We start from the raw sequence: 25,991 nt of genomic DNA, 5'->3' as shown, positions 1-25,991 counted from the left end.
CGGGCGCTACGGCGCCGGTTTCAACTTTAAGACAAGCAAATCCCCGAGCATTTTAGAAGCCGGGAAGCGATCGCTCAATGTAAAAGCCTGCGGCCATTCCGGTTCGGCGAACGCGCCGGAGGCGGCAATCAGCTTCTGGTGATCGATCACGTAGTCGATACCCCGCTCGCGCAGATAGGCCAACAGCGCCCGATCCCGCTGCGCGCGAATCACATCCGGATTGACCACGCCGTCCAGGTTGACCACCGGCACGCGCGACCACGCGCTGATGATCCCGGCGTTGAACGCCGCGAACCGCAAAGTTGGATCGGCTTGGTGCAAATCCCTCACCGCTTGCGCGGCACGCACGTAACTGCTCTGCCACGGCTGAAAGCCGCCCTGCCAAATCTTAAGGCCGACGTAGCCGTACGACGCGATCATCAGGGCCAGCAACGCGACAAACCAACGCCGCGCCACACACGCATCCCGCGAAACGCGTTGCAGGTAGGCGATCACCAATGCGCCCGCCGCGCCTATCCCGGCATGAAGCGGTAAGAAATACCAAAACTTCTGCTGCCAGAAGTACAGAATATAAAACGCCCAGACGACGATCCCCCAGCCGATGATCAACAAAGACGGCCTCGCCTCGGCGCGGAAAAATCGTTCGCCGCCCGCCAAACGCGCGGCCACGCCCCCGCCCACCAACAACGTCACGAACGCCAGCGCCAGCGAAGCATTCGGCCACCCGATCAAGCGCAGGAAGTAGTCGCCGAAACCCGCGGGAAGCGCTTGAGACAAATGGGTCCCCAACGATGCGCCGCCCAGTTCCCACCACGTCCGTTCCCGAAACAGCAGCGCCCGCGCCGAATCCTGCGTGATCGATCCGAAGGCGGCCAGGTTGTAGACGACCCAAGGCGCCACGACCAACGCCGCCACGCCCGCCCCCGCCAGCGCGAAACCGATTTGTCGCCGCAGCGCCGGGGCGTCCCCGCGCCGCCGCCACCAGTGGATAACCGCCGCGTCCAGCGCCAGCAACACCGCCAGCAAAACAGCGTCGGTACGCGCCAGCAGCGTCAGGCCGAGTAAGCCGCCGAGCAGCAGCCACTGCCGCCGTGACGGCTCTTGAGCGCGCATACCGTGGTAAACGTTGAGCGCGGCCAACGCGCCCAGCATCATCAGCGGCGCTTCCACGCCCATCATTTCGGTGAACAGCAGGTACGGCGACAGCGACCACACGCACGCCGCCCACAAGGCGGGCAGCGGCCCGAGACTGTCACGCATCAAGCGCCAAAACAGCAGCGCGTTGCCCGCCCCGATCAACGCCAGCAGCACCAGTAAGACGCGCGACGCCGCTACCGCCTCGCCGGTCAGCGCGACCGCCGCCATCGAAACCAGCATCCATAACGGGTGGTAACCATTGGTCGCCACCACGCCGTCGAAACTCGCCCCGTGCCCGGCCAAGATGTTTTCGGCGATGCGCAAATAATAGAAGGTGTCGTCGGCCAGACAGATCGGCACCAGCGACACCGCCGGTTGTATGGCGATCAGCAGGCGCACCAAGAGCCCGACGCCGATCGCGGCAAAGGCGACTTTCTCGGCGTAGGCGCGGGGCGGCGATGCCGTTTCGCTGGTCATCGAACTAGTCCGTTCCGGTTGCGTTACGGTGCTCGCGCATCCTATCATCTGGGACGATTTGATGTCCACAAAGACAAAGAAGGCGCGCTGCGCGCGTCTGGTTGGATCGTTGTTGATCGTGCTGGCGACGCTGGCGGTGTACGCCCGTAGCCTGCCTGGGCCCTACCTGTGGGACGACATCTCCCTGGTCGCGGCCAACCGGACTCTCGACGACCACGCCAACCTGCCGCGCTATTTCACGCAGGACTTGGGCCGCTTCAATCAACACCCGCGCGTCATGGGTTTTTACCGGCCGATGCAGGCCGCGACCTTCCACCTGGAAACGGCGCTCTTCGGCCGGAGCGCCCCGCTGCAACGACTGACCAACGTGTTGCTGCACGCCCTGGCCGCGCTGGCCTTGTACGGTTTGGCCCTGACGCTTTTCCGCCGGGAACTGCCCGCCCTGCTCACCGGCCTCCTCTTCGCCGTCCATCCGCTGTGCACCGAGCAAGTGTGCCTCATCGCCAACCGCGGTGGTGTGATGGTCGGCGCGTTTTCGCTGCTCACGCTCTACGGCATCGCTCGCGCCACCGATGAGGGGAAGGTGGACCCAAAATGGCTCGCCCTGGCCGCTTTGGCGTATATCGCGGCGTTGCTGTCCAAACCCAACGCCTTGGTGCTGATAGTACCGGCGGTCGCGTACCTGCTCGCGGTCGGTCGTCGCACGGAAAAGCAACTCGTGGCGGTCATCGCCCTGCTGGCCGGGCTGGCCTTGGCTTACGCGGGGTGGCGTTGGGGCGTGCTGGGCATCAGCCACGGCCACAAGGCGGTGACCACGCCGCTATGGGATCGCCTTTTGGCCCTCCCCCGTCTGACACTCAACGCGTTCGCGCTCACGCTGGTACCCCACCGATTGCGGGCCATTCACGATATCAATTTGGCGAACTGGACCTCCGGCTGGATCGTGGCGAGCGCCGTTGCGGCCTGGCTGCTCTTGTTCGGAGCGGCCATCAAGGTCGCCCGCCACCGGCCCGTGTTTTTGCTCGCGCTGATTTGGTTTGCCGCGACAATCGCTCCGACCGCCGGGCTTGTGCCGCTGGTGCGGCCGGTCGCCGAACACTACTACTACCTGCCCGCCGCGGCCGGCAGCCTGCTGTGGGTCGCGTTGTGGAGCCTCGCCGCCGAGCGCCTGCCGCAACGTGCGCGGCTGATTCCCGTGCTGGTGCTGCTCGCCGCCTTCACCGCCTACACCGTCGTACGCGCGGGAGTGTGGGCGTCGCCGGAAAAGCTCTGGGCCGACAACGTGCAAAAGGAACCGCAGTCCTCCGAGGCGCTCAATAACTACGGCACCGTGCTGGCCGAAACGAACCGCTTCCGGGAAGCCTATCCGATCTTCGAGCGGGCCGTGGCCCGGCAACCCGCGAACCTCAAGGCTCGACGCAACCGCGCCCATGCGGCCATCGAGTTGGGGCTGGATGAGGTCGCCTACGAAGACCTGCGCCTACTGCTGGAAGCCGACCCCTGCGACGCCAAGGCCGGCGCGTTGTTGGGACGCCTCGTGGTCACGGCGGCCAGTCTCGCCCCGGCGAATCTTGCCGATGGTTTGACCGCGCGGCACCGGTGCGCGGCCACGATTCACCTCGGCGCGGCCATGACCTTGCAGCACCAAGGCTCCACGGCGACCGCGACCTCCTTTTTGCAGCGTTTTCTGGATGCGGCTCCGGAGCACCCGATGGCCCCGGCCGTGCGTCGGCAGTTGGCCGAATGGGAAAAAATCCGAAACAAAAACGAATAAGCGTTTGCCCCGCCGCCTCTTTTTTCTTATATTGAGTGATGTACTTCGTTTAGGTTCTCCGGGGGCAGCATGACCGCTCCGACCCGCCATTTCGTCATTCTCTTGTGCGCTTTGGGATTACTTTGGGCGGGCTGCGGCGACGAACCATCCACTCGCGCCTCCTTTGATGACCCCAAACCCGACGGCGTCGAGGGCAACATCACCGACGGCGCCGACGACTCGACAACCCGCATCTACGGTTTGTGGCTCGGCGCTTGGGACGGGGACGGTTTCTTTTTCCAGCGCACGCCCGCGCCGGCCACCCTCGCCCCCAGCATGGGCTACCTCGACGACGGCTCGCTGGCCCTGGTGACGGTGCGACGCATCAAAGAATATTTGCGGGCCGGCACCGAAGATCGGGAACTGCTGTTTCTCCTGCGCCGCGGCCCCAGCGGCGTCTGGCGCGATCCGCTCATCCTCGCCAACAACACGTGGTGGACGTACGCTCAGCCGGCGATCCTGCCCGACTTCGCCGGACGCATTCATGTCCTGTTTTCACTGGACGGCGCGCCCACGCATCTATCGGTCCAGGATGATCGCGTCGACATCTATCCCATGCAGCCCGGGCCCGGCGCGGCGAAATACTTCACGATGGCGCAATCGCCTTTCGGCTTCATCCATGCCGTCTTCGGCGAGTACGACTTGTCGCACCAGGTTTTCGTCGGCGACTCCTGGCTCGAACTCAACGAGTTTTTGGACGCCGCCTATCCCGAACTCGCGTTCAACCGCCAACACGAAAGCAACGCCCGCCTCGTGTTTCTGCGGCACAAGGGCATCAACGATGCCTGCACCTTGTTCCATTTCGAATGGTTCTACGGTAAGTGGCAAGGCAAGTCGGTCATGCCCGAAATCGACTTCTACCCCGTGCCGCACATCAGCGTCGATGAGCAAGGGCGGTCGCACATCCTCTGCCCGAGCAGCGTCGGGCTGGTGTACATGGTGCAGGATGAAACGGAACCCGGCGGCTGGCGGATGGAAATCGTGGCCGGCGGCTCCCTCAATTTGAAAAACGAGCATATCGATCTGGCGGTGTCCGGCGACGAGCCTTTCATCGCTTTCCGCGACACGCAAACGGCGCAAGGCTACATGGCCCACCGCACGGCCACCAGTTGGGAAGTCGGCGAAGTGGCGGGGTTCGAGCCCGGTTTCATCGGCATGGAACTCGCGGTCGACCCGGCGGGTGTGCCCCACCTGATTTTCGCGGGCGAACGAGTCATGGGCCAATAACGGCCTAGGGCAGAAACATCCTGATCATCGAAAGCACGTTGCGCACTTTGTAAAGTACGTCGATCAGTGCCTGCGGCAAGGGATCGTCGCCGAAAAATTCCCGCGGATCAAATCCGAGCAATTCCTCCAGCGGCGTGGGCAGCATAATTCCCGGCAGCGAAAAATCGCCTTCCAGATGAACGATGTTTTTCGGCACCAGGTCGTCGGACTGATCGTCGGTCTCGGCGTCGATGGTTTCAATCGCCACCACCAGCGAGTCAATCGCGGCGACCAACGAATCCAAGCCCTGCCCCACCAGCGCCAGGTCGGCCTTGGGCAGAAGCGGCAGGCGATCCAAAAAACGAAGAATCGGGTTCCGCTCACCGAGCGCGGCGGTCGTTTCGATCAACCCGAAACCTTCGGCCACGTCCGCCGCGCCGACCAGCAAATGCCCGACCGCCTGCAGCAGATACGCCTCGCCCAGGTCGATCTCCACCGTACCGATCCCCGTCGACCCGCCCTGCTCGGTCAGCACGAGGCGCTCGACCACGCGGCTGAAATCTTCGTTGACGACCACGCCCTCGCTGCGTTCCACGAGCGTGCCGCCGGTGTCGCGGGCTTGGGTAAGCAACGACGCAATCAGTTCCGTCATGTCGATCTGTTCGACGTACCACTCGTCGATGCCGGCCAGCACGGCCATTCCCAAGCGTATCGCCTCGATCAGCATCACGCCCGATTGCGCGTCGGGGTCGATCGTCGATTCGTCCACCGCCGCTTCGAGGGACGTGAGCGCCGAACGGAAATCGCCGCGCGCCATGTAGAAGTAGCCCCACGCGACCGGGTCGTCTCCCTCTGGTTCGGGAATGTACGTCTCGTCGGTCATGCCCGGCGGCGGCAAGGCGGCGGCGCGCTCCAGCTTCTCGCGGGCGCACACGGCCAGGATCGTCGCGCCGATGCCGTAGTTCACCTGCTCGCCCTTCAGCACTTCTTCGTAGAGCTCCCAAGTCCCCGGCCCGGTGCCGTAGGACGTGCCGAGCAGCAGCGCGTTGCCGTGCTCGTCGGCCACCACCTGATCCAGCGCGCCGAGCAGCGCGTTATCCGCTGCGACGAGCAAATCCTCGTCGATCGTTTCGACCGTCGCCGCTTGATAGACACCGTAGGCGAACAACGGCCCGACGCTGGTTTCCAAGTACGTATCCGGACGATTCATGATCGTATGCCACCGCCCGTTTTCATCCTGCAGCGCGGCCATCGCTTCGGCTTGGGTCACGAAACGCTGCACGACCGCCGCACGTCCCGCCAAATCCTCCGGCAACAACCGCGCGGCTGTGCCCGAGGCGGCGATGACCCACGCGTTGCCCCGGCCCCAGAAATCGGCCTCGACCGGGGTGACCGATTCGTCATTCGCATCGTAGCGATGGCGGTACATCCCCGCGTCGGGATCCTGCAGATGCTCGGCGAAGACACGGAACTGCAATTCGGCCTCGGCAAAGCAATCGGCATCGTTGTCCAACGCGCCCGCTTCTTCCAAGAAGGGCGTGGCCATAAAGAGCGAATCGACCCAAATCTGCTGCGGCGTCGTCCAGCCCATATGCACCAGCGCACCGTCTGGCAGGCGGTCGGCCTGTTCAAAAACGTAGGCTTTCGTGGCGTCGACAGCGGCGCGATACTCGGCCCCGCCGGTCTGTTCGAAGAGGCGCACGGCCAGCCGCGCCGGCGGCACGTGGTCGTTGTAAGCAATCGTGTAGCCGGCGGCGATGTGGTAATCGAGCCAATCTTTCACATACTGCCGATAGGTCGTTTCGCCGGTGAGTTCGTAGAGATCCCACATGCCCAGCATGACCACGCCGGAATCCCAGCTCCAGCCCATGGTTTCCGGTTCGTAGGAATCGATCCACGTATCGGCGAGTGCTTGCGCGAGAGCAACCAGTTCGCTTGGAGATGCGTCGTCGTCCCCGGCGGTGTCGTCGTCGGTTTCGTCGTCGTCGTGGTCGTCGTCATCGTCGTCGCCGCAGGCGGCCGCCGCAAACAGCAGCGCCGCCAGCAGCAACACCAGGAAGAGTTTCCAGAGCTTCATGCGATCCTCGTTCGGTGCGCGATGCTCAGTCCCCGGCCAACACGATGTCGGCTTCGGCCATGGTGATCACTTCCTCGCCGGCCTGGTTGACCGCGTTGAAGCGCGTCTTGGCCACGCCGTCGACCACCTCGGTCACTTCGGCTTTGACCTCCACCGTGTCATCGGGCCGCACCGGTGAAGAGAAGCGCACTTTGATGCGCCGCAGGGCGTACGGATCGCCCGCCCAATCGGTGTGGGCGCGCGCCGTGAAGGCCATCGTGCACAGGCCCTGCAGGATGCTTCCGCCCAACCCGACCATCTTGCCGAACTCGGGATCGATGTGGATCAAGTTGAAATCGCCGGAGGCCCCGGCGTAGAAAATCGGATCGTACTTGCCGACCGTGTGCTTCAATCCAAACGTGTCGCCCACGTTGACGTCGCCCAGCTTTTTCATGCCGCACCTCCGCGAACCAGGAACGTGAATCTGCTGATCGTGACCAGTTCGTCGCCGACCCGGCTTTCCGCTTCAAAGGTCACCACGAGATTCTGCTTGCGGGCCTCGGCCGACGCCAGCTTGCCGGTGGTGATGATCGTGTCGTTGTGCTTGACCGCTTTGTGGAAAATGAATTCCTGCTCGCCATGCACGAGCATCATCATGTTCAAATCCAGTTCCTTATCGAACAGGAACTGCGCGGCCATGTCCTTGGTGTAAACAACCGCGAAGGTCGGCGGCGCCACGATTTCCCCGTAGGGGCCGGCCGCGGCGGCTTTCTCGTCCACGCACAGCGGGTTCGTCTCGCCCACCGCGCGGGTGTACTCCTTGATTTTTTCGATGCCCACCACGTACTTCGTAGGCGGGTAGGTTTTGCCAACCAATTTCGGGTCGATCATGCCTGCCTCCGCATTGAGAATGAATTACCGCGGTCCCGATTATTCGCGGGGGGCGGGACCTTGTCAAACACCGAAGAGGACCGGTCAGTTGATGTAGCCCAGTTCGCGCAGACGATCGGTACGCGTCTCATCCAACTCCACCGAGGAACTTTCCATTTGGCCGTAGGCCTTGAGTTCGCGGCCGACGTAATGGTCCATATCATCCCGCCGCTTGTCGGCCTCGGCGGGCTTCGCGGCCAGCAGGTCGTTGATTTCGGCCCGGTCGTCAAAAAGCATCGGCGGCCGTTGGATATGGCGTTCGCCGTAGGTGAAATCGGTTTCGGTCAGGAATGTCCAGCCGCCGTTGCGATAGCTGTATCGATGGTTGCCGAACGCGTTCGTGTGACCGTAAGCGTTGTCGTGCTCGCGAATCTTGCGCCAGTCGCGTTTGAGCGGATCGGCCAGCCCGGCCAAATCCATCACCAGCGGCGGCAGCATCGACATCGAGGTGATCTCCTGCCGCACCACGCCTTTGGCCACGCCTTTGCCCGCCAGAATCAACGGCACGCGCAGCGACTCGTCGTGCAGTGCCACCGAGTGGCCGTTCCAACCATGTTCGAAGAATTCTTCGCCGTGATCGGCGGTGATGATCACTATCGTGTTGTCCAGCCCGAAGCGGTCCCTGATTCCCTTAAGCAAACCGCCCAGCGCCCGATCGACGTCGCGCACTTCGCCGTCGTAAAGCAGCCGCACGATGTCCTTCTTTTCCTGATCGTAGGGCAAGTAGATGTCAACGAAGCGATACAGCAGGTGCGTCATGGCTTCGTCGACTTCCCGCACGGTCGGCCCGGCAATGCCCAAATCCCGACGCGAAGCCGGAGTGGGCGAATACGGCAAATGCGGATCGAAGTAATGGACGAATCCGAACCACGGTTCCCGGGCCCGGTTGATGAGTTTCATCGCGCCGTCGTTGACTTCCCGCGCCTCGGCTTCGGGACGGAACAAGAAGCGGTCGAATCCCCGTCCGAAACCATAGGGCGGACTAACCAGAAAATTGCTGGTCATCGCAAAGGTGTGGAACCCGGCGTTCTTGAACACCTCGGCCAGCAGCGGCGCCTCGCGCGGTATCTGGCGGTCGAGCAGGTAGGTGCCGTGCACGTCGGGGATCAAGCCGGTGAGCATGGAAACGTGACCGGGCAGCGTCCAGGGGGCGTGCGAGTAGAAGTTCTCGTAGCGGGTGCCCTTCTCGGCCAGTTTGTCGATCACCGGACTAGTGAGATTCTTGTTGCCGTAGCAACTCAAGCCGTCGGCGCGCAACGTATCGATGCTGACCATCAGCACGTTCGGCGCACCCTGCGGGCGACCCATCGCCTTGGGCGCAATAATCACCGCGATACCCAGGAAGACAACCGCCCCCGCCGCGATCGCCGTCTTGCGCGTCATGGCCAGCGAGGGGATACGCCCGAAAGGCTTTTTCGGCAGGCGACCACGCAGCATGAAAAACACGCCCAGCGCCAGCGCGGCCGGAATCAGGAAACTCAAGAACAGCAGCGCCAGCACCAGCACGGGCTTGACCGTCACGGTGAAGGAAACCAGCGGCCAGATAAAACGCGTCAGAAATACCCGCGGCGTGACGTGATCCTGATACGGCAGGGGCAGCTTTTGCTCGAGCCCCTGCACCAAATGCGCGGCAAACAGGACGATGCCCAGCAACCAGAAAAGGACGGCCATCAGCATCGGTATGACTGCACGGCGACCGTCGCCGGAAATTTTCGTGAGGGCGAAACCGTATACCGACGCCACGAGGCCCCATATCACGCCCCATCGCAGGCCGTCGCCGACGTCGCGCGCCACGGTTTCAATGGCCAATCGGAACATGCCGTAGGGGAAGGCGGCCGAAGCGAAGGCCTCGACGATGCCGTAGATTAATCCCCACGCCAGACCGCTAAGCAGGCCAAACGCGAAATACGTCGCCACCGTTGCGCCGATGCCCGACGCTTTCTTGCTCGTGTTTTTTTCGGTCATGTTGTCAAATCCGAGTTCCAGATTTCGCTGTCCGCGACACCGTACCGCCCGCGCGGCCGGCGGCGTTTTCCATAAGACGTTCGGTTATACCGTCCGTTTCCGGGCGAATCAAGGCAACGAGGGGAATACCCGCCGCTCAGTTTGCGCGGCGGCGCGACAACTCGTAACATGGATACAATAACCAGTTGGGGGTCACCGTGCCGCATTCCGACTACACCCTCGCGCTCACCGTGGCGCATGAAGCCGGGCAACTACTGCAGTCTTTCTATGGAAAGGTCGTCGTATCACAAAAGGGCGACAAGGACCTGGTGACCAACGCCGATCGCGCCTCGGAAAAGCTGATCACCGACCGCCTGCGGCACGCTCGTCCCGGCGACACCATCATCTCCGAGGAAGGCACCTTCGTGCCCGGCGACAAACAGCGCAGTTGGATCGTCGATCCCTTGGACGGCACCAACAACTTCGCCCACGGCTTTTTCGCCTTTGCGGTATCCATCGCCCTGGTGGTAGAGGGCGAACTCAAGGTCGGCGTCGTGCACGCCCCCACCCTGGGCAAGACCTTCGCCGCTCGCGCGGGCACCGGCGCGACACTCAACGGTATTCCGGTGGGGGTCAGCGACATCGAACACATCGCCGACGCCATCGTCGCCACCGGCTTTCCCTACGCCCGCCGCACGCTGGCCCGCGACAATCTGGCCGAGTTCAACACCGTGATGATGGAAGCCCAAGGGGTGCGCCGCGTCGGCGCCGCGTCTCTCGATCTGTGCTGGGTCGCGGCGGGCCGTTGGGACGCCTTCTGGGAGTTGCACCTGAAACCCTGGGACGTGGCCGCCGGTATGTTGATTTGCCGGGAAGCGGGAGGACGCGTGACGGATTTCGCCGGGCAGCCGGTCGATTTGGACGAACCGGAGGTCGTGGCGAGCAACGGTCGCGTTCACGACGAACTAATGCGACTACTCAACGCGGCGAACGAATCCAACGCCTAATCTGTAATTAACCTCACCTGCGCGGCGACTACCCACCTGATTGATAAAAAAAAGCGCCTGGCCCGTATACCGCAGCGGTGCTCAGGAAGGAGAATACTATGAAAATACTGCATGTTAACGCGAACCCCAAACCGCTGGACGAATCAGCATCCAAGCAAATCACGGATGCCTTTTTTGCCACGTTGGCCTCCACCGACGCGGATTTGGAGATCACCCACCGTGATCTTACCGTCGACGCACCTCCTTTTTACTCCTACGAACACTATCGCAACTTCTGGTATCCGGTCGGCGACGCGCAGTACAAGCCCTCCGAGGAGGAGGCAAAACAAAGCGAGTATGCCCGGCGCGAGATCGAGCGATTCAACAAAACCGACGTGTTGGTCATCACCACGCCGATGTGGAATTTCGGCGTCCCGGCGACCTTGAAAGCGTGGATCGATCAGGTCCTGGCCCCCAAACATGCGTTTTCGCTCGGCCCCAGCGGAGTCAAAGCCCTGCACAACGTCAAGAAGGTCGTGGTGCTCTTGGCCTCCGGCGGTGCCTACCCCGACGGCGACCCGGTCACGATGCAACTCAAAATGGTATTTGGATTCGTGGGCATCAGCGACGTTCAGTTCGCGTGGGCCGACGGTCAAAACCCCGTTTTCTTTACCGACAGCGATGAACGATTGAAAAAGGCGAGGAAAGCCGCCGTGTCCTTGGCGCTGGAAATCACCGCGCAAGCCAACGGCATTCCGGCGGCCCAGGCCTAGAAACGAAGTAACGGCGACAGGTATCGGTAGCGGCCGAACCCATCAACTTCAACCAACGTACGGTCCCTAGACCGAACACGACGACCCGTCGATACCTGTCGCTTTCTTTACGACCGCTGTTGCAGCGAACGCCACCGTTGGTAGTAAGTCATCCCGGCCAACACGCGAACGGCCTTCTCGGGCGTGTTGTACGCCACGATGTGATTGCCGCGGGTATCATCCAGAATGACCCGGTTGTGCCGCTTGTCCAACGATACGTTGACGACCGGCTTGCCGTACTTCGTGGTCAACCACGCGATCTCGTCGCGCAGCGTCATTTCAAACGCATCTCTAATACCGGCGAAGCGCTGCTTGATCTCATCATCCACCACGCCCGGCGCTACGTCGGCCGTCACCTCGGCGATTTCGTATGCAAAAGACGAACTGCCGATCAGCCCCAGCGTGATCACCGCGTCGAAAGCGTCCGAAGCGCAGGCTTGCTCCAGGGCGGTGACGTACACGTCGGGGTCGACCTTGCCGACCAAATCAATGGGGTTGGAGCGGCTCCAAAAAGGCGGCAGCTTCTTGTCCATCACGCTGCGGATTTCGTCCGGCAGCGGCGGCAGATCCAAACCGTACTCGTTGCACAAATCCGTCGCCACCACGCCCCAGCCGCCGCCCAGCGTGATCACGCACACCCGGTTGCCGTGGGGCATCGGCAAATTCTCCATGCCCGCCGCGCCGTCGATCAAGTCCATGGGCTGCTTCACCAAGACCACACCCGCCTGACGCATCGCACCACGCCAGATATCGTAGCTGCCCGATAGGGCCCCGGTGTGGCTCGACGCCGCGCGCGCCCCGTCGTCGGTCCGGCCGCTTTTCAACACGACGATCGGCTTGCGACTGGCCACCTCGTGCGCCACCCGCAGGAAGAGCTGGCCGTCTTCGATCCCTTCCAAATAAACGAGCACCGCGGTCGTTGACTCGTCGTGTCCCAGGTAGGCCAGCAGTTCGGTGGCCGTCAGATCAGCTTCGTTGCCCGAACCGAAAAACTTGTTGACGCCCACGCCCTGCTCTTGCGCCCACAACATGACCTGCGCGCCCAAGTTGCCGCTTTGGCTGATCATGCTGATGCCGCCGGACGGCGGCGTGGAAACCGAGCCCGTCATGCACAGCTTTTGGCGGGTTGAAATCATGCCCATGGTATTGGGCCCGAGCAGCCGTATGCCCGCTTCCCGCGCAATTCCCACCAGTTCTTTCTCAAGCGCCGCGCCTTCCGCGCCGGTCTCGCTGAACCCCGAGGTCACCACCACCACGTTCTTGACACCGCTTACCGCGCACTCGCGCATCGCGTCCACGGCCTTTTCACGCGGCAACGTGATAAACGCCAGGTCCACCGGCCCAGGGCAGTCTTGAATGTGCTTGTACGCCGGGCGATCCAGGATCCGCTCGGCACTGTTGTGGATCGGATACACCTGCCCCTCGAAACCGCCCTTGAGCAAGTTGGCCGTCAGCAGGCTGCCCCATTTGATGAAACTCTGGCTCGCGCCCATGATGGCCACGCTGCGCGGATAACACAGTTGGTCCATCTGCTCGAACAGTCCCGGTGAAATTTCCAAGTCGAAGGCGCCGGAAGTTGTTTCGCGTGTCATCGTCTGCCTTTCGTGACGCAGTGTGTCGCGCAGTGTAGGCAGAACCCTTCCCGGCGGCAAGGCGGCTGTGAAATTTTCCACAGGTCACGCCCTTGCGAGCCGCTAGGCGAGCGGGTAAAAGAGTGGGCTTTCGTGAAACCGGCTTTGAGAAGACCGCACCCCCTGTATTCACACGAGGTGAACCGCTTGCCCGACGAAACGCGCCGCATTTTCGTGGTCCTTTGGCTGTCGCTGTTTACAGCCCTATTCGGCATGGGGATTCTAGCGCCCCTGCTGCCGACCTACGCGACGGAAATGGGTGCGTCGGGCACCATGCTCGGCCTTATTTTCGCCGGTTTTTCGCTCGGTCGCCTCATCACCATGCCCATTGTCGGGCACCTCTCGGACAAGTACGGACGCAAAGGTTTTATCGCCCTGGGATTGGGCGTACAGGTTGTGGCCGCAGTCGCCTTCCTCGCCGCGTCTTCCCCGACGCACTTGATGATCATCCGCATTTTCCAGGGTATCGCCGGAGCCACGGTGATCCCGATATCCATGGCGATGGTGGGAGAAATCAGCCCCAAGGGCAAAGAATCGACCTATATGGGTTATTTCACCGTCGCCCTGTTTACCGGTTTCGGATTGGGACCGCTCGTTTCCGGCTTCGTACGCGACTACATTTCGATGGACGCGAACTTCATTTTGCTGGGCCTGCTGTGCTTCGCGGCGTTCGTGGCGTTGTTGCTTTTCCTTCCCGCCAAATACCACGTGGAAAATCCGCGCAGCCAGATCGTGGTTCCCTATCGCAAGCTGGCCCAAAACCGAGTGTTGCGCGCCATGTTCTTTTACCGCGTCGCCACCTCGTTCGGCCGCGGCGTCGTGGCGGCGTTTTTCCCGCTCTACGGCGAGATGAACGCCGGCCTAACCGCCTCGCTCGTCGGCGTGGTCATCAGCGCCAACATCCTGGCCACCGCCGCGTTGCAGCCCTTTTTCGGCCGCTTGGCTGATCGCGTCGGGCGACGGCAGCTCATCATCGCCGGTTTGATCCTGCAGGCGATACCCATATTCATCATGCCTTTCCTGAACTCGTTCTGGCCGCTGCTTCTGCTCAACGTCTGGATGGGCGCAGCGGGGGCCGTTTCCCTGCCCGCCGCCAGCGGTTTGATCACCCAGCAAGGGAAAAAAGGCGGCATGGGCGGATCAATGGCTATTTTTAATATCGGCATGAGCGTCGGCTTGGGGAGCGGCCCGGTCATCGGCGGCCTCGTGAGCGATTCCGTAGGTTTTACCGGAACCTTCATCCTGGGCGGAATGGTCGTTCTGTTGGGTCTGATTCCGATTTTACGCATGCGTACCGCCGACTCCGAGCCCTGCGAGGGGCTTGACTGTGCCGAGGAAGCTGCCTTTTAAAAGTCAACGAACCCCGCGACGCTCGCGGAAAGGAGAGCCAACATGCCGAAGTTCACCGGCACCAGCACCTATATCCTGGACGATGAATTGCGCCGGGTGGTCAACGTGGCCATTCGCCTCGAACTGCCGCTCTTGCTCAAAGGGGAGCCGGGTACCGGCAAAACCCTGCTGGCGCACGCCATCGCCGAGGACCTGGGCTTTCCGCTTATCCAGCTCAACGTCAAAAGCAGCATGAAGGCCGTGGACGCGCTGTATCAATACGACACCCTCACGCGCCTTAACGACAGCCGCTTCGGCGACAGCCAACGCAACGTTTCGGATATCCACGACTACATCAAGATGGGCAAAATCGGCCAGGCCTTCACCCGCGACGAGCGCTCCGTGCTGCTGATCGACGAAATCGACAAGGCCGACGGCGACTTCCAGGACGATCTGCTCGACGTGCTGGACCAGATGAGTTTCGACATCATCGAAGTCGACGAAACGACCCACGCCCTCCACCGGCCGATCGTCGTGATCACCTCGAACGCGAAAAAAGACCTCTCCGATCCCTTCCTGGGCCGCTGCGTCTTTCACCACATCGCGTTTCCCACGCCGGACTTCATGCGGCGGATCATCGTCGCGCACTTCCCGGACTTGGCCGACCAGATCGCCGACGCCGCCATCGCCTCCTTTTACGACATGCGGAAAATCGCCGGCGTCGAAAAGAAACCGGCCACCCGCGAACTGATTCACTGGGTCCGCGCCCTGATCAGCGAGCCGGGTTTCGACATCAAAGACCTCTCCGACAGCCGCAAGATTCCCCTGCTCGGCTTGCTGTTCAAGAAATCCGACGACCTCCAGCGGGCGCAGCGTTCGTTGGGGCAAACCGCCTAGGAGCGGCCGATGTTCGTTGAGTTTTTCTACCGCCTGCGTGACTACGGGGTGCCGGTCAGCCCGACGAATTTTCTGCAGCTTCAGCGCGCCTTGGCCATCGGCCTGATTACCGATTTGAACGACTTCTACGTCGTCGCCCGCTCGCTGATGGTCAAGCGCGAACGCCATTTCGACCTCTACGACCAGATCTTCGCCAACTACTTCGAAGGGAAGAAAATCGACGAAGCTTTCGCCAGATCGCTCGAAGACGACTTGCAGCAACTGCTGCAGAAGTGGCTGGAGGATCCCCAATTCCATGAAAGCTTGTCGCCGGATGAACGGGAAAAAGTCAAAGGCATGACGCCCGACGAGGTGATGGCCTATTTCCTCGAACGACTACGCGAACAAACCTCACGCCACGACGGCGGCAGCCGCTGGATCGGCACCGGCGGCACCAGCCCGGTCGGCCACGGCGGCGAGCACCCCGGCGGTATGCGCGTAGGCGGACAAGGCAGAAACCGCAGCGCCATCAAGGTCGCCATGGACCGGCGCTACGTCGACTACTCGCAAGATACGCCCCTAACCGCCGAGCAAATCGGCGAAGCCCTGCGCGCCCTGCGCCACTTGGTTCCCATGGGTCCGCGCGACGAAATCAACGTGGAGAAAACGATTTACGAGACCGTGCGGCAGGCGGGCGAAATCGAACTCGTCTTCGACCGGCGACTGCGAGACAAACTCAGCGTGTTCCTGTTCATCGACAACGGCGGCTGGTCGATGAATCCTTTCGTCGAGCGCACCCGCGCCCTGTTCACCCACGCCCGCAGCAACTTCAAGCGCCTGCAAACCTACTTCTTCCACAACTGTATTTACGACACCGTGTGGGAAGACACGCGGCGCTTCTACAAACCGGTTCCGCTCGAGGATATCCTCCGCGCCGAACCCGAGACGCGCCTGATCATCATGGGCGACGCCTCCATGGCGCCCTGGGAATTGCTGCACCCGCGCGGGGCGATCGACGTGACCACGCGGCAGCGGCGCAGCGGCCTGGAGTGCCTGCGCGATCTGGCCGAACGCTTCCCGAAACACGTGTGGATCAACCCCATTCACTCCAACCGCTGGAGTTGGGCCGAAGGGGCGCACACCATCGAATCGATCAATGAGATATTCCCGATGCTCGACCTGACCTTGAGCGGAATCGAAAAGGCCGTCGAGCTTCTCAAAGGCAAATAGCCGACCGTTCCGGCCCCGTCCGATTGGCTCTCGGAAGCGGCACTTTCGCTAAAAAATCGGTGTCATTGTCAGCGACGGTGTCATTATCGGTGACGAAATCGTCATCGATCGCGTCGTCGTTGGTGACGTTCACGTTTTAATCAGTGACGAAATCGTCATCGATTGAGTCGCCGTCACCGATTATTTCGTCGTCACCCACGCTGAATATGTCGTTTTCCTCGTGCTGTCTTCGCGGCACGCAGGCATAAAAAAAGGGCGGCCCTGACGACCGCCCTCTCAAGATTCTTGCGTTGACTATTTCGCGTATTCAACCGCCCGGTGTTCACGGATGCAGGTCACGCGAATCTGGCCGGGATAGCTGAGTTCCTGTTCGATTTGTTTGGCGACGTCGCGGCTGAGTACCGCCGTCCGGTCGTCGTTGATCTGCTCCGCTTTGACGATGATGCGAATCTCGCGCCCCGCCTGGATCGCGTAGCAACTGTCGATACCGTCGAAGTCCTTGGCGATGCGTTCCAGATCTTCCAGGCGCTTGACGTAGCTTTCCAGCATTTCGCGCCGCGCCCCCGGCCTCGCCCCCGACAACGCGTCGGCGGATTGCACGATGATGTCCAGCACGGTTTCCTGCTTGACCTCTTCGTGGTGAGCTCCGATGGCTCGCACGATGTCTTCGTGTTCACCGTATTTGCGGGCTAAATCCATGCCGATAATCGCGTGGCTGCCCTCGACTTCGTGGTCGACGGCCTTGCCGATGTCATGCAGCATGCCGGCCCGCTTGGCCATCTTGACGTTCTGCCCGAGTTCGGCGGCCATCACCCCGGCGATAAACGCCACCTCCAACGAGTGCTGAAGGATGTTTTGGGCGTAGCTGGTGCGGTATTTCAGACGCCCGATCAGCTTCACCAATTCCGGATGGATGCCGTGAATGCCCAAATCGAAGGTCGCCTGTTCGCCCGCCTGTTGAATATCTTGATCGATTTCAACGGTGACTTTCTTGACGATCTCCTCAATGCGCGTGGGATGGATGCGCCCGTCGTTGATCAACCGCTCCAAGCTGATACGCGCGATCTCACGCCGTACCGGATTGTGGCAGGAAAGAACCACGGTTTCCGGCGTGTCGTCGACAATGAAATCGACACCGGTTTGAGCCTCCAGGGCCCGGATATTGCGCCCCTCGCGCCCGATGATGCGGCCCTTCATATCGTCGTTGGGTAGCGACACGACACTGACCGTGCGCTCGGCGACGTACTCGCCCGCGTAGCGTTGGATCGCCAACGAGATGATTTTTTTCGCCTCGTTGTCGGCCTTTTTCTTAGCTTCCTCGATGACTTCGCGAATCGTTTTCGCGGCGTCGTGCTTGGCGTCGTTTTCCATCGCCCGCATCAAGTGTTGTTTGGCCTCGTCCTGGCTCATGCCGGCGACACGTTCGAGTCGAGTTTGCCATTCCTCGATCAACGCATCGTATTTCTTTTCCTGCTGGGCCAGCGCGGCCTCCCGAACGACCAGCACTTTTTCGCGGGCCGTTACTTCGATTTCCTTCTCGTCCAGCAGCACCACTTTCCGCTCGAGGTTCTCCTCCTTTAGCGCCAAGCGTTTTTCGGCATTGTCAATCTCGCCCTGCCGCTGGCGCATCTCACGTTCGACCTGCTCCTGCAACTGCAGGCGCCGGTCCTTCATCTTTAATTCAGCCTCTTTTTCCAGAGACTGGGCCTTCGACCTTGCGTCGGTAATTATTCGTTCCGCCTGATTCTCGGCGTCATCAAGCCGGCGCCGGGCGAGTGAGCGATGCAGCAAGATGCCGCCGCCCAACCCGAGCCCCAAAGCAACCAACGCCGCCAAGGCGGAAATAACGTAGTGAATAGATTCCACAGTGTTGCTCCTTCAAACAGTTTATGTAATCGCCCGTTTTTCATCGGGACTGGGCGCTTCCCGTCAAAATTTAACGCAGCGGAGGTCAGGTCAAGATGAGGTGAGTTTCGGGCGCGGCGCTATGCGCCGCAACGGCAGCCTAAAAGGGCGTACGAAGACACTAGAGGCGGCGGCGCGACTCAATGCCGGGCGCGCGACCTCCTCTGACTAGCTTTTGCAAGTGTTTTCGCATGGTTATCAAAATTGCTCTCGTTCCCTCCCGTTTGGCTGCCAATTTCTTCGGCACGGGAACAAATGCCGAAGTTTTCTTGAAGCGGCCGACGAATCGGCCGAATTACCTGTGTCTCTCCCTCAATCTTGATGCCCCGCCGGAAGCAAGCTTCCTTTGGGATCTATGTATAAAATCTTCCCCCGCGCAAACCGTGTGATCCTTTGTCTAATAACCCTACCCAGTAATGTCAGGTGGGCACGGTTTTACTACTTTAGGCAAAGCCTGCGCACCGCCTCGCTCACCGTAGCAGGGAATCGTTCCCGTTTTTAGGCTACTGGGTTATAAGCAAAAAAGCCCATCACGCGTAAGCGCAGGGGAAATCGCTTTTCAGTTTCAAACAACGTATCGACACCGACGGTCAACTATTGGAGTTTGCTGTCAATATAATTGACCAACTCCAAGCATTGCCGGTCGACTTTCTCGCAAATCTCTCGTTGCAGCCCGAGCTGCTTGAAAAACTCATCGGCGATATCAAGCGCCGTCAAAATCGCGATATTGATTGTCGAAGACGACTGCGAAGCGGTTTGAATTTGCTCCATTTTGTCGTTAACGTATTCCGCGATTTCGCGCACATAACTCTCGTCACTGTCGGTACTCAACAGCATCTTTCGACCGAGAATTGTTACTTCAACGACGTTGTTCGCCATGCTCATCACCCGTCTGTGATCAATTCGCATCTTACGTTGCGGCAAAAGGCCTTGTCAATCATTTCCGCCCTTTTTTGAATAATTTGCCAATGCTTCTCTCATTTTTTCCCTCAAGTCGCCACAACCACCCGACATGTCCAATAAAACACGCGGCAGGACAAGCCTTTAGGCTCCCTCCCGACAAAGTTGACGGAAAGGGAGATTGAAGCCCGGCCGGTGTTGCCCGCGGTCCATAAAAGTGGTTTTCGCCGACCTTCGCCAAGGCGGCGGTCCAGCCATGGACCGCGGGTGGTGAGCAAAAAAAAAACCGCAGGCATGCCGCGGTCTCCATTGTGCTGAAGGGGGGATTTGAACCCCCACGAGCGTCGCTCACGCTGCCAAACGCGCCTACGGCCATCCCTGGCCTGCGGCACACACGGTCGGCAAAAAGCGTCGTTTTTACCGACCTTCGCCAAGGCGGCGGTCCAGCCATGGACCGCGGGTGGTGGGCATAAAAAAAGACCGCAGGCATGCTGCGGTCTTCGTTGTGCTGAAGGGGGGATTTGAACCCCCACGAGCGTCGCTCACCACCCCCTCAAGATGGCGTGTCTACCAATTCCACCACTTCAGCGTCTTGTTGATAAGGAGCAAAAACTACCAGGCGATCAACCGTCGCCCGGCGAATCCGAGCCCGGAGCCGATGCCGGTTTCGCATCGCCCGCCGCCGGCGCAGCGGCTGCGTCGGTCTCGTCGCTCGGTCCGGCATCGCCGGTCGCCGGCGCGTTCGCGGCGTCCGGTGTGGCAGCGGCCGGTGCCGTCGCGCCCGGTGCTGGGTCGGAAATCGGCAGCGTGGCCGCGTCATCCGCCTGGTCGGTGACGGTTCCCGAACGGGCACTCAAGTACGCCAATCCCAAACACGTCAGCATGAAAACTACCGCGACGACCGTGGTCGCGCGCGTCAAAAAATTACCCGCACCGGAACCGCCGAACATCGTATGCGACCCGGCGCCGCCCAACATCGCGCCCAGATCGGCGCCTTTGCCGGCTTGCAGCAGAATCACCAAAATTAAGGCGATGCAGATCAGTACGTGAATTACCGAAACAATCATCAAAAGCATTCGTTCTTCATCCTTCGCTTTCTCCGCAAAATCACAGGCGGAAGAATATAGCGACCTCCCCCCGCAATTGCAAGGCCTTTTTTCGGCCGCTTCCCACCTTCAATGGGCAGGGGAAAGCTTCTGAAATACAGTGTTTAGCCGACTTCCTCCACACCGGTCAGCGCGCTGAATCCGGCCGCGCGTTTCGGCTAGTTGCACCCGCCGCTGTCGTCGTCATCATCGTCATCGCCGCCGCCTCCGACGTCGTCGTCGGACGCATCATCGTCGGTGGCGTCGTCATCGTCGCCCGCGGTATCGTCGTCGTTATCGTCATCGTCGTCCGCGGTGTCGTCGTCGCCCGCCGTGTCATCATCGCCCGCGGTATCGTTGTCGTCGTCGTCGTCGTCGTCGTCATCATCGTCGCCGGCCAAACCGTGAACCGACCGTTCCATCGTCACGCAGTGTACCGCGCCGAGCCACTCAATGATCGCCTCGGAGTCCACACCGATCACTTCCATGTCTTTGCCCGCGTAATAGTCCTCGTACGCCTGCAGGCCATCGGTGTCCATGGGGATGTTGTACGTGGGCACCAGTATTTTGTTGTTGATAATCAGCGAGTTCGTGTACGAGCGGTAGATATCCATCATGCCGTAGAAAGGCTCCCAAATCTCGTAGACCTCCGGCATCGGAACACGAATCACGTCGAACGGATCACCGTCCATGTTGGTCGCCGCGGCGATTTGCGTCGCCACGCCTTCCAACCGGTCGTAGTTTGGGTCGCCCGCTTCGTACTGGCCCACCATCACGGTATTGCGGCCCAGCAGCTTGGCGTACATATCGATGTGCGTGGTGGCCTCGCCGATCAGCGGCTGCACCATGATGTGCTCTTCGCAGCCGAAATAATCTTCCAGCTCCTGTTCAATTTGCGTGAGCGGTCGCGCCGGGTTGAAGGTTTGAATGCCGGTCGAGGTGAAACACGTCCCCTGCCCGTCGCTCATGTAGTTGCCGCCCTCGAAACTGATGCTCCAACTGTAGGACGGAATACTCCAGATACCGGCCAACAGACCGGCGACATAGTTGTCTTGCGGGTAGAAGTAGTTCATGTCGACCAACGACTGCACCGATGCTTTGTCCACGAATTCTTCCAGGAAAATCGGGCCGTAGTCCCGCGTCCAAATCGAGTCCGTATTCATTTGATAGTAAATGAAATTATCGCCCGTGATTCCCGCCCCGGACAGGTGAGCCTTTAGCGCGTTCTCCGAAGCCTGGTTCTGCACCAATATGTACACTTCCAGGTTCGGGTCGCCGTCGAATTCCGCAAGCATCCCGTCAAATGTAACTTCCAGCGACGAAGTGCCCAGCGGGTAGCGAATCAGCACGCCCATCACTTCTTCGAATTCGGCAGGAGTCCGCACCGGGTTGGTCGGCGCGGCCTTGGCGCCCGTCGGTAGAATCGGATCCGGATCGATGCCCTGCTTGTGCAGCAAAGCGCGAACGTAGACCTCGCCCTCCGTGTCGGTCAGGCCCAGTTCTTTGAAATAGCCGTTCGCCGCAAATAAGTGCATGTACGCAGGTACGTTCGGCGACACGTGCAGGGCTTTGAGTTCCGGGCTTTGCTCCAGCCGTTGCAGGGCGGCCCTCAGTGCAACCGGATCAGCCAACGATGAATTCGCAAAACCGCAGATGAAAACCAAGACGACAACGAGCAACACGGTGCGTTTCATTTTCGTTCCTTTCACGCCCCCTTCACGGGACACCAATTTCTACACCTTTTACGCGCTTTTGGAAAGCACGCGTCCGCCGCGTCGAGATTGAATGCCGCGTGCGACTTACGTCGTCACCTTCTCGAACGTGCGAGATTTCCGCGAGGCATTTTTCCTCATTCGGTCGGAATCAGCCGTTGCGTCCGCGGCGGGTTCATGGAAGAATGCGGCGTCAGTTTTCTCTGTTTTTGGGAGACGTTGAGATGTTGAAAAACGGCCAGTGGATAAAACTCGTAACCATTATCGCTTTCGTGGTCGCCGCCTGTTTGACCCTGGCGCCGCAGTGCCCCGACGTATGCGAGGACCACTCGGATTGCGCCGACGGCTCGTACTGCAAACGGCTGGTGGGCGATTGCGACGGCACGGGTATCTGCGATCCCAAGCCCGAAGGCTGCTACGAAATCGTCTCACCGGTATGCGGCTGCGACGACGTCACGTACCTGAACAATTGCTACGCCGCCATGGCGGGCTATAGTGTGCAAGACGACGGCGAGTGCCCGATCAAGTAGCGTCTTCGCTCACGTCGCCAATCAAAGCCAAGCCCATCGTAGCCAATAAATGATCCGCGCTTTTTGACGCCTCGCACGGCCGAATTTGAGGTTATTTCCTCATCGATTTCGCCTGCCTTTCCCCGCCCCGGCAGGCCGATTTGCAGCGCGACGACCGCTTTTTTACGCTCCGGACGCGGGTTCTAATTCTCTTAAAAGGAACGTAAGCCTATAATATCACTGGAACTTTGCCCAAAGCCAGGAAAGCCTTGCGCCGCGCGGTCAAAAACCTTAACTTTCTGCGTGTTGATTGATTGCGGCACCAGGTGTCGATAATCATTTGGATGGATGGTTAGGGATTCGTAAACAGGAGTCAATCATGACTAAGAAATTTATCTACGTGTTTTTTGTCAGCACCATGACTCTCTTGGTGCTCGTCGCGGCCAATTACCTGTAAACCGAAAAATCGTCTCACCGGGGCGCGGCCGTTGCCGCGCCCTTTCTGTATTAAAATCATTTCGCCCTTGATCCCCTTCGCCGAAACCCGCATTAAATACCAAGCGGCGGTCGGCGGCGCACCGCCCCAAACCAAAAAGGATTTCCCGTGAGTGTCACCCTAGGTGATCAGGGCCTCATTCTCGACGGCCAAAGTCTCCCGCTCGTGTCGGGCAGCGTCCATTATTGGCGCCATTCCGCGAAGGATTGGCCGCTACTGCTGGACCGCGTCGTCGCGCTGGGCTTCAAGATCATCTGCGTGTACCTGCCCTGGTCGGTGCACGAAGCGGGCGTGGGCACCTTCGACTTCGGCGAAATGGACCCCGCGAAAAATGTGGGACGCTTTCTGGACATGGCGGCGGAACGTGGTTTGTACGTCCTGGCCCGGCCCGGCCCGCACATCAACGCCGAGTTGACCTACTTCGGTTATCCGGCCCGTTTGTTCGCCGACCCAATCTACCTGGCGCGCAACGCTCGGGGCGGAACGGCGATCCTGCCGGTGCCGCCGCGCAGCTTTCCGGTCATCAGCTATGCCTCTGAGGCGTTCTGGAAAGAGCTTACCGGATGGTTCAACGCCGCGGCGACGATCGTCCGCCCGCGGTTGTACCCCGACGGGCCGATCGTGGCCGTGCAGCTCGATAACGAGATGAGCTACTTTTTCCGCACCTCGGCCTACGACATCGATTACCACCCGGACGCGCGCCGCAAGTGGCTGGATTTCGTCACCGAGAAATACGGCACCGAATACAAGGTCTCCGACGCTTACCACGCCAGCAAACTGCCCTCGGAGATGCCGCTGCCCGACGACTTCACCGCCGCCGAGCCCCCCGATCTGCCCTTTTATCTAGATTGGATGGAGTTCAAAGAGCATCACCTAGTCGACTGCCTGGCGCGCCTGCGGCGACTTTGGGAAGAGCGCGGCGTCACCGACACGGTGTTCTTCCACAACTATCCGGTCTGCGAGGCGCGCTCGCCCTTCAATCTACCGGCCGCCGAGCGGGTGGTCGACTTTTGCGGCGTCGACTTCTACATGCACAAGCACGAGTACCACGACCTGAAACGCAAGCTGCTGTTTCTGTCGGGCCAGTCGCGCTTCCCCGTCAGCCCGGAATTCGCCAGCGGCTGCTATCTCTGGTGGCCCCCGGTCGACTTGGAAGACCAGGTCTTCACCAGCAAGGTCGCCTGGATGTTCGGCCTGAAGGGCATCAACTTCTACATGCTGGTCGAACGGGATCGCTGGTACGGCAGCCCGATCACGCGCACCGGCGCGGTTCGGCGCGAGTACTGGGATTTCTTCGAAGCCCACCTGCAACTGCTGGAACGGTTGCGACCCTGGGAGTTGCAGCGCACGGCGAATGTCTGCCTGCTATCGGTGCGCGACTACGAACGCCTCGAGGGAGCCGCCACCGCCGCTTCTCCCCTGCCGCCTCTTGGTCTCGGCGCTGCCGTGCCGCCGGAGGACCTGTGCTACGAGCACACGATCGGTTTCGAGCGGCCGGTCCAGTACCTGCAAGCCAAGGCGATGCGCAACTGGGAATACGCGCTGACGGCCAAGAGCATTCCGTACGTCATCGGCTCCAGCGATATGAGCCTCGATGAGCTTTCAGCGTTTGACGTCGTGATTTGCCCCACCTTCGAGTTTCTGTGCGGGGTCACGCAAAAAAACCTGATGCACTATTTGAACAAGGGCGGGCACCTCGTTTGCGGCCCGGACATCCCCGGCCTCGACGAACTCATGGACGAATACGCTCTGCTGATGAGTTACGCCACGCGTCCCACGGAGAAGCTGGAGTGCGACGCCGATATCGACGTGCTGCTTTGCGAAGCGGGGCGCGGCGAGATGATCCTGGTCACCGACGTGCCGCTGCCTAAAGAGAAGATCATGCCGGTCGCCGAGACGGTCTTCGATCGTTTCGACCTCAAATCGTCCTACGCGGTCACGCCGCCTTGTGAAACTTCGCTGCACGAAGCGCCGGGACGGCAAGTGCTCTACATCGCCAATCCCAGCGCCGAGCCGTGTCGTTGCCGGGTGCAACTACCCGAGGCGGGTCGCTCGTTCGTCGACCTGGAAACCGGCCACCGTTACCTCTCGGATTCCGTGCTGGAAATCGACTTGGCGCCCTACACGGTACGCATCCTGGAGGTGCGCCGATGATCGCCGAGCAGATCCTGATCACCGATGTCGACGCGCGGCAATGGATCAATCTGCTGGCCATGTTCGGCGGCGACGGGGGCGAACGCCCCTCGATTCTCGTTTGCCTGATGGATGAAGAACGCTGCATCAAAGCCTGGCACAGCCAAAAAGGCGTGTTGTGGGATTTCCGATTCGGCGGCCAAGGCGACTTGGAGGAAGTGCGGCACGCCGCCGACGCGGAGTTTTTGTTGCTGCTTCCGCGTTGCGGCTTCCAGGAAATTTTCTATCACGCGCAGTCGCGGGTCGATCCCTTCGACGATTACCTGAAGCAATTGCTCGATTTGGTCGGCGGCGTCCAGGATGCCATGGACGAAATCGGCCGTTGGTACCCGAAAAAGCCCTTCACGTTGAAACTGCCGACCTACGCCTCCCTCGACGGCATGTTCAATCGCCTGTGGCCCGACAACACGACCCTCGGGTTTTTCGTCTTCGATCGCCGCCACGTTCACACCTCGGTGATCCTGGGCAAGGCCAGCGGGCAGATCAACTTATTCACCACGCTCGACGCCTTCGGGATGGGCGAAAACAGCCTCGACTTCCGTATGGGCCACAAAACGGTTGCCGACATGATCGCGCAGCGCTACGCACCTTTGCACGCCGCGCTCTTTATCGAATTGCCCTGTTTCCAGGAGATGCGACGCGGTTCGAAGCCGGCCACCTACCTGCACCTGGCCGAGCAACGCGGCCGAGCACTGATCTACCCCAAGCCGTTTTCGCTGCGCTGGCGCCTGTGGGCGGCCCGCAAGTTCACGGGGCGATAGCTC

20 protein-coding genes, 1 tRNA gene and 1 other RNA gene are annotated in these 25,991 nt (G+C 60.7%); 10 read left to right on the top strand and 12 right to left on the bottom strand.

The genetic code is table 11. The features are described 5' to 3' along the window. Positions 1 to 6 precede the first annotated feature (6 nt). On the bottom strand, positions 7 to 1,614 hold the full coding sequence (locus P9L99_15095) for a glycosyltransferase family 39 protein (GenBank protein MDP8224684.1): 1,608 nt from the start codon (positions 1,612 to 1,614) through the stop codon (positions 7 to 9). 61 nt (positions 1,615 to 1,675) lie between these two features. Between P9L99_15095 and P9L99_15090 the strand changes: the two genes are divergently transcribed. Beyond that, a complete protein-coding gene (locus tag P9L99_15090; GenBank protein ID MDP8224683.1) occupies positions 1,676 to 3,388 on the top strand; it encodes a glycosyltransferase family 39 protein in 1,713 nt (570 codons plus the stop codon). Between the two features lie 69 nt (positions 3,389 to 3,457). Continuing rightward, the gene (locus tag P9L99_15085; GenBank protein MDP8224682.1) at positions 3,458 to 4,654 is read left to right on the top strand and encodes a hypothetical protein; all 1,197 of its coding nucleotides are present in this window, start codon (positions 3,458 to 3,460) and stop codon (positions 4,652 to 4,654) included. A gap of 4 nt (positions 4,655 to 4,658) precedes the next feature. On the opposite strand, the gene P9L99_15080 is transcribed toward P9L99_15085, so the two are convergent. The 4 genes from P9L99_15080 to P9L99_15065 all read right to left on the bottom strand — a co-directional run bounded on the left by P9L99_15080 (position 4,659) and on the right by P9L99_15065 (position 9,584). Next, positions 4,659 to 6,710, bottom strand: a complete 2,052-nt coding sequence (locus tag P9L99_15080; protein MDP8224681.1) for a glycoside hydrolase family 88 protein — start codon at positions 6,708 to 6,710, stop codon at positions 4,659 to 4,661. 25 nt (positions 6,711 to 6,735) lie between these two features. Further along, positions 6,736 to 7,143, bottom strand: coding sequence for a MaoC family dehydratase (locus P9L99_15075; GenBank protein MDP8224680.1), 408 nt, complete (start codon positions 7,141 to 7,143; stop codon positions 6,736 to 6,738). Next, a complete protein-coding gene (locus tag P9L99_15070) occupies positions 7,140 to 7,580 on the bottom strand; it encodes a MaoC family dehydratase N-terminal domain-containing protein (GenBank protein ID MDP8224679.1) in 441 nt (146 codons plus the stop codon). The genes P9L99_15075 and P9L99_15070 overlap by 4 nt, the downstream gene beginning before the upstream one ends. A gap of 84 nt (positions 7,581 to 7,664) precedes the next feature. Continuing rightward, on the bottom strand, positions 7,665 to 9,584 hold the full coding sequence (locus P9L99_15065) for a sulfatase-like hydrolase/transferase (protein ID MDP8224678.1): 1,920 nt from the start codon (positions 9,582 to 9,584) through the stop codon (positions 7,665 to 7,667). A 197-nt stretch (positions 9,585 to 9,781) separates the two neighbouring features. On the opposite strand from P9L99_15065, the gene P9L99_15060 reads away from it, so the two are divergent. Both P9L99_15060 and P9L99_15055 read left to right on the top strand, forming a co-directional pair. Beyond that, positions 9,782 to 10,570: an inositol monophosphatase family protein gene (locus P9L99_15060; protein MDP8224677.1), complete on the top strand. Its 789-nt coding sequence runs from the start codon at positions 9,782 to 9,784 to the stop codon at positions 10,568 to 10,570. 98 nt (positions 10,571 to 10,668) lie between these two features. After that, positions 10,669 to 11,322 carry an NAD(P)H-dependent oxidoreductase gene (locus P9L99_15055; GenBank protein ID MDP8224676.1) on the top strand — a complete coding sequence of 218 codons (654 nt, stop codon included), beginning with the start codon at positions 10,669 to 10,671 and terminating at the stop codon, positions 11,320 to 11,322. A 107-nt stretch (positions 11,323 to 11,429) separates the two neighbouring features. Here the strand turns inward: P9L99_15055 and P9L99_15050 are convergent, their stop codons facing one another. After that, positions 11,430 to 12,953 (bottom strand): CoA-binding protein, encoded by a 1,524-nt coding sequence (locus P9L99_15050; protein MDP8224675.1) that lies wholly within the window; start codon positions 12,951 to 12,953, stop codon positions 11,430 to 11,432. Between the two features lie 186 nt (positions 12,954 to 13,139). Between P9L99_15050 and P9L99_15045 the strand changes: the two genes are divergently transcribed. The 3 genes from P9L99_15045 to P9L99_15035 are packed head-to-tail and all read left to right on the top strand — an operon-like array spanning position 13,140 to position 16,427. After that, positions 13,140 to 14,342: an MFS transporter gene (locus tag P9L99_15045; protein ID MDP8224674.1), complete on the top strand. Its 1,203-nt coding sequence runs from the start codon at positions 13,140 to 13,142 to the stop codon at positions 14,340 to 14,342. Between the two features lie 42 nt (positions 14,343 to 14,384). Further along, positions 14,385 to 15,218 (top strand): MoxR family ATPase, encoded by an 834-nt coding sequence (locus P9L99_15040; GenBank protein MDP8224673.1) that lies wholly within the window; start codon positions 14,385 to 14,387, stop codon positions 15,216 to 15,218. Positions 15,219 to 15,227: 9 nt separating this feature from the next. Continuing rightward, positions 15,228 to 16,427, top strand: a complete 1,200-nt coding sequence (locus P9L99_15035) for a hypothetical protein (GenBank protein MDP8224672.1) — start codon at positions 15,228 to 15,230, stop codon at positions 16,425 to 16,427. A 294-nt stretch (positions 16,428 to 16,721) separates the two neighbouring features. Here the strand turns inward: P9L99_15035 and rny are convergent, their stop codons facing one another. The 6 genes from rny to P9L99_15005 all read right to left on the bottom strand — a co-directional run bounded on the left by rny (position 16,722) and on the right by P9L99_15005 (position 22,011). Beyond that, complete coding sequence (rny, locus tag P9L99_15030; GenBank protein ID MDP8224671.1) at positions 16,722 to 18,293, bottom strand: ribonuclease Y; 1,572 nt, start codon at positions 18,291 to 18,293, stop codon at positions 16,722 to 16,724. 404 nt (positions 18,294 to 18,697) lie between these two features. Then, positions 18,698 to 18,884, bottom strand: a non-coding RNA gene (ssrS, locus tag P9L99_15025) — 6S RNA. A 42-nt stretch (positions 18,885 to 18,926) separates the two neighbouring features. After that, the gene (locus P9L99_15020) at positions 18,927 to 19,211 is read right to left on the bottom strand and encodes a cell division protein ZapA (protein ID MDP8224670.1); all 285 of its coding nucleotides are present in this window, start codon (positions 19,209 to 19,211) and stop codon (positions 18,927 to 18,929) included. Between the two features lie 527 nt (positions 19,212 to 19,738). Further along, positions 19,739 to 19,821, bottom strand: a tRNA-Leu gene (locus tag P9L99_15015). Between the two features lie 34 nt (positions 19,822 to 19,855). Then, positions 19,856 to 20,308 (bottom strand): preprotein translocase subunit SecG, encoded by a 453-nt coding sequence (gene secG / locus P9L99_15010; GenBank protein ID MDP8224669.1) that lies wholly within the window; start codon positions 20,306 to 20,308, stop codon positions 19,856 to 19,858. 188 nt (positions 20,309 to 20,496) lie between these two features. Further along, positions 20,497 to 22,011, bottom strand: coding sequence for an agmatine deiminase family protein (locus P9L99_15005; GenBank protein MDP8224668.1), 1,515 nt, complete (start codon positions 22,009 to 22,011; stop codon positions 20,497 to 20,499). A 242-nt stretch (positions 22,012 to 22,253) separates the two neighbouring features. Between P9L99_15005 and P9L99_15000 the strand changes: the two genes are divergently transcribed. From P9L99_15000 to P9L99_14990, 3 genes are all read left to right on the top strand, one after another. Then, entirely contained in the window at positions 22,254 to 22,559 is a 306-nt protein-coding gene (locus tag P9L99_15000) for a hypothetical protein (protein MDP8224667.1), read from the top strand. Positions 22,560 to 23,142: 583 nt separating this feature from the next. Next, the gene (locus P9L99_14995; protein ID MDP8224666.1) at positions 23,143 to 25,188 is read left to right on the top strand and encodes a beta-galactosidase; all 2,046 of its coding nucleotides are present in this window, start codon (positions 23,143 to 23,145) and stop codon (positions 25,186 to 25,188) included. Further along, positions 25,185 to 25,988 (top strand): hypothetical protein, encoded by an 804-nt coding sequence (locus P9L99_14990; GenBank protein MDP8224665.1) that lies wholly within the window; start codon positions 25,185 to 25,187, stop codon positions 25,986 to 25,988. The genes P9L99_14995 and P9L99_14990 overlap by 4 nt, the downstream gene beginning before the upstream one ends. The last annotated feature ends 3 nt before the right edge of the window (positions 25,989 to 25,991 follow it).

The sequence above is a fragment of the Candidatus Lernaella stagnicola genome (genome assembly GCA_030765525.1).
GTDB classification, from domain to species: domain Bacteria; phylum Lernaellota; class Lernaellaia; order Lernaellales; family Lernaellaceae; genus Lernaella; species Lernaella stagnicola.
Note: the sequence above shows the minus strand (reverse complement) of the source record. Positions and strands in the feature narration are given on the sequence as shown.

Coding starts and splice junctions, on each gene's coding strand:
- P9L99_15050 (MDP8224675.1), bottom strand. CDS start 12,953: ATGACACGCGAAACAACTTCCGGCGCCTTCGACTTGGAAATTTCACCG.
- P9L99_15090 (MDP8224683.1), top strand. CDS start 1,676: ATGTCCACAAAGACAAAGAAGGCGCGCTGCGCGCGTCTGGTTGGATCG.
- P9L99_15080 (MDP8224681.1), bottom strand. CDS start 6,710: ATGAAGCTCTGGAAACTCTTCCTGGTGTTGCTGCTGGCGGCGCTGCTG.
- P9L99_15075 (MDP8224680.1), bottom strand. CDS start 7,143: ATGAAAAAGCTGGGCGACGTCAACGTGGGCGACACGTTTGGATTGAAG.
- P9L99_15035 (MDP8224672.1), top strand. CDS start 15,228: ATGTTCGTTGAGTTTTTCTACCGCCTGCGTGACTACGGGGTGCCGGTC.
- P9L99_15020 (MDP8224670.1), bottom strand. CDS start 19,211: ATGGCGAACAACGTCGTTGAAGTAACAATTCTCGGTCGAAAGATGCTG.
- P9L99_15085 (MDP8224682.1), top strand. CDS start 3,458: ATGACCGCTCCGACCCGCCATTTCGTCATTCTCTTGTGCGCTTTGGGA.
- P9L99_15040 (MDP8224673.1), top strand. CDS start 14,385: ATGCCGAAGTTCACCGGCACCAGCACCTATATCCTGGACGATGAATTG.
- P9L99_14990 (MDP8224665.1), top strand. CDS start 25,185: ATGATCGCCGAGCAGATCCTGATCACCGATGTCGACGCGCGGCAATGG.
- P9L99_15055 (MDP8224676.1), top strand. CDS start 10,669: ATGAAAATACTGCATGTTAACGCGAACCCCAAACCGCTGGACGAATCA.
- P9L99_15065 (MDP8224678.1), bottom strand. CDS start 9,584: ATGACCGAAAAAAACACGAGCAAGAAAGCGTCGGGCATCGGCGCAACG.
- P9L99_15000 (MDP8224667.1), top strand. CDS start 22,254: ATGTTGAAAAACGGCCAGTGGATAAAACTCGTAACCATTATCGCTTTC.
- P9L99_15005 (MDP8224668.1), bottom strand. CDS start 22,011: ATGAAACGCACCGTGTTGCTCGTTGTCGTCTTGGTTTTCATCTGCGGT.
- secG (MDP8224669.1), bottom strand. CDS start 20,308: ATGCTTTTGATGATTGTTTCGGTAATTCACGTACTGATCTGCATCGCC.
- P9L99_15095 (MDP8224684.1), bottom strand. CDS start 1,614: ATGACCAGCGAAACGGCATCGCCGCCCCGCGCCTACGCCGAGAAAGTC.
- P9L99_15070 (MDP8224679.1), bottom strand. CDS start 7,580: ATGATCGACCCGAAATTGGTTGGCAAAACCTACCCGCCTACGAAGTAC.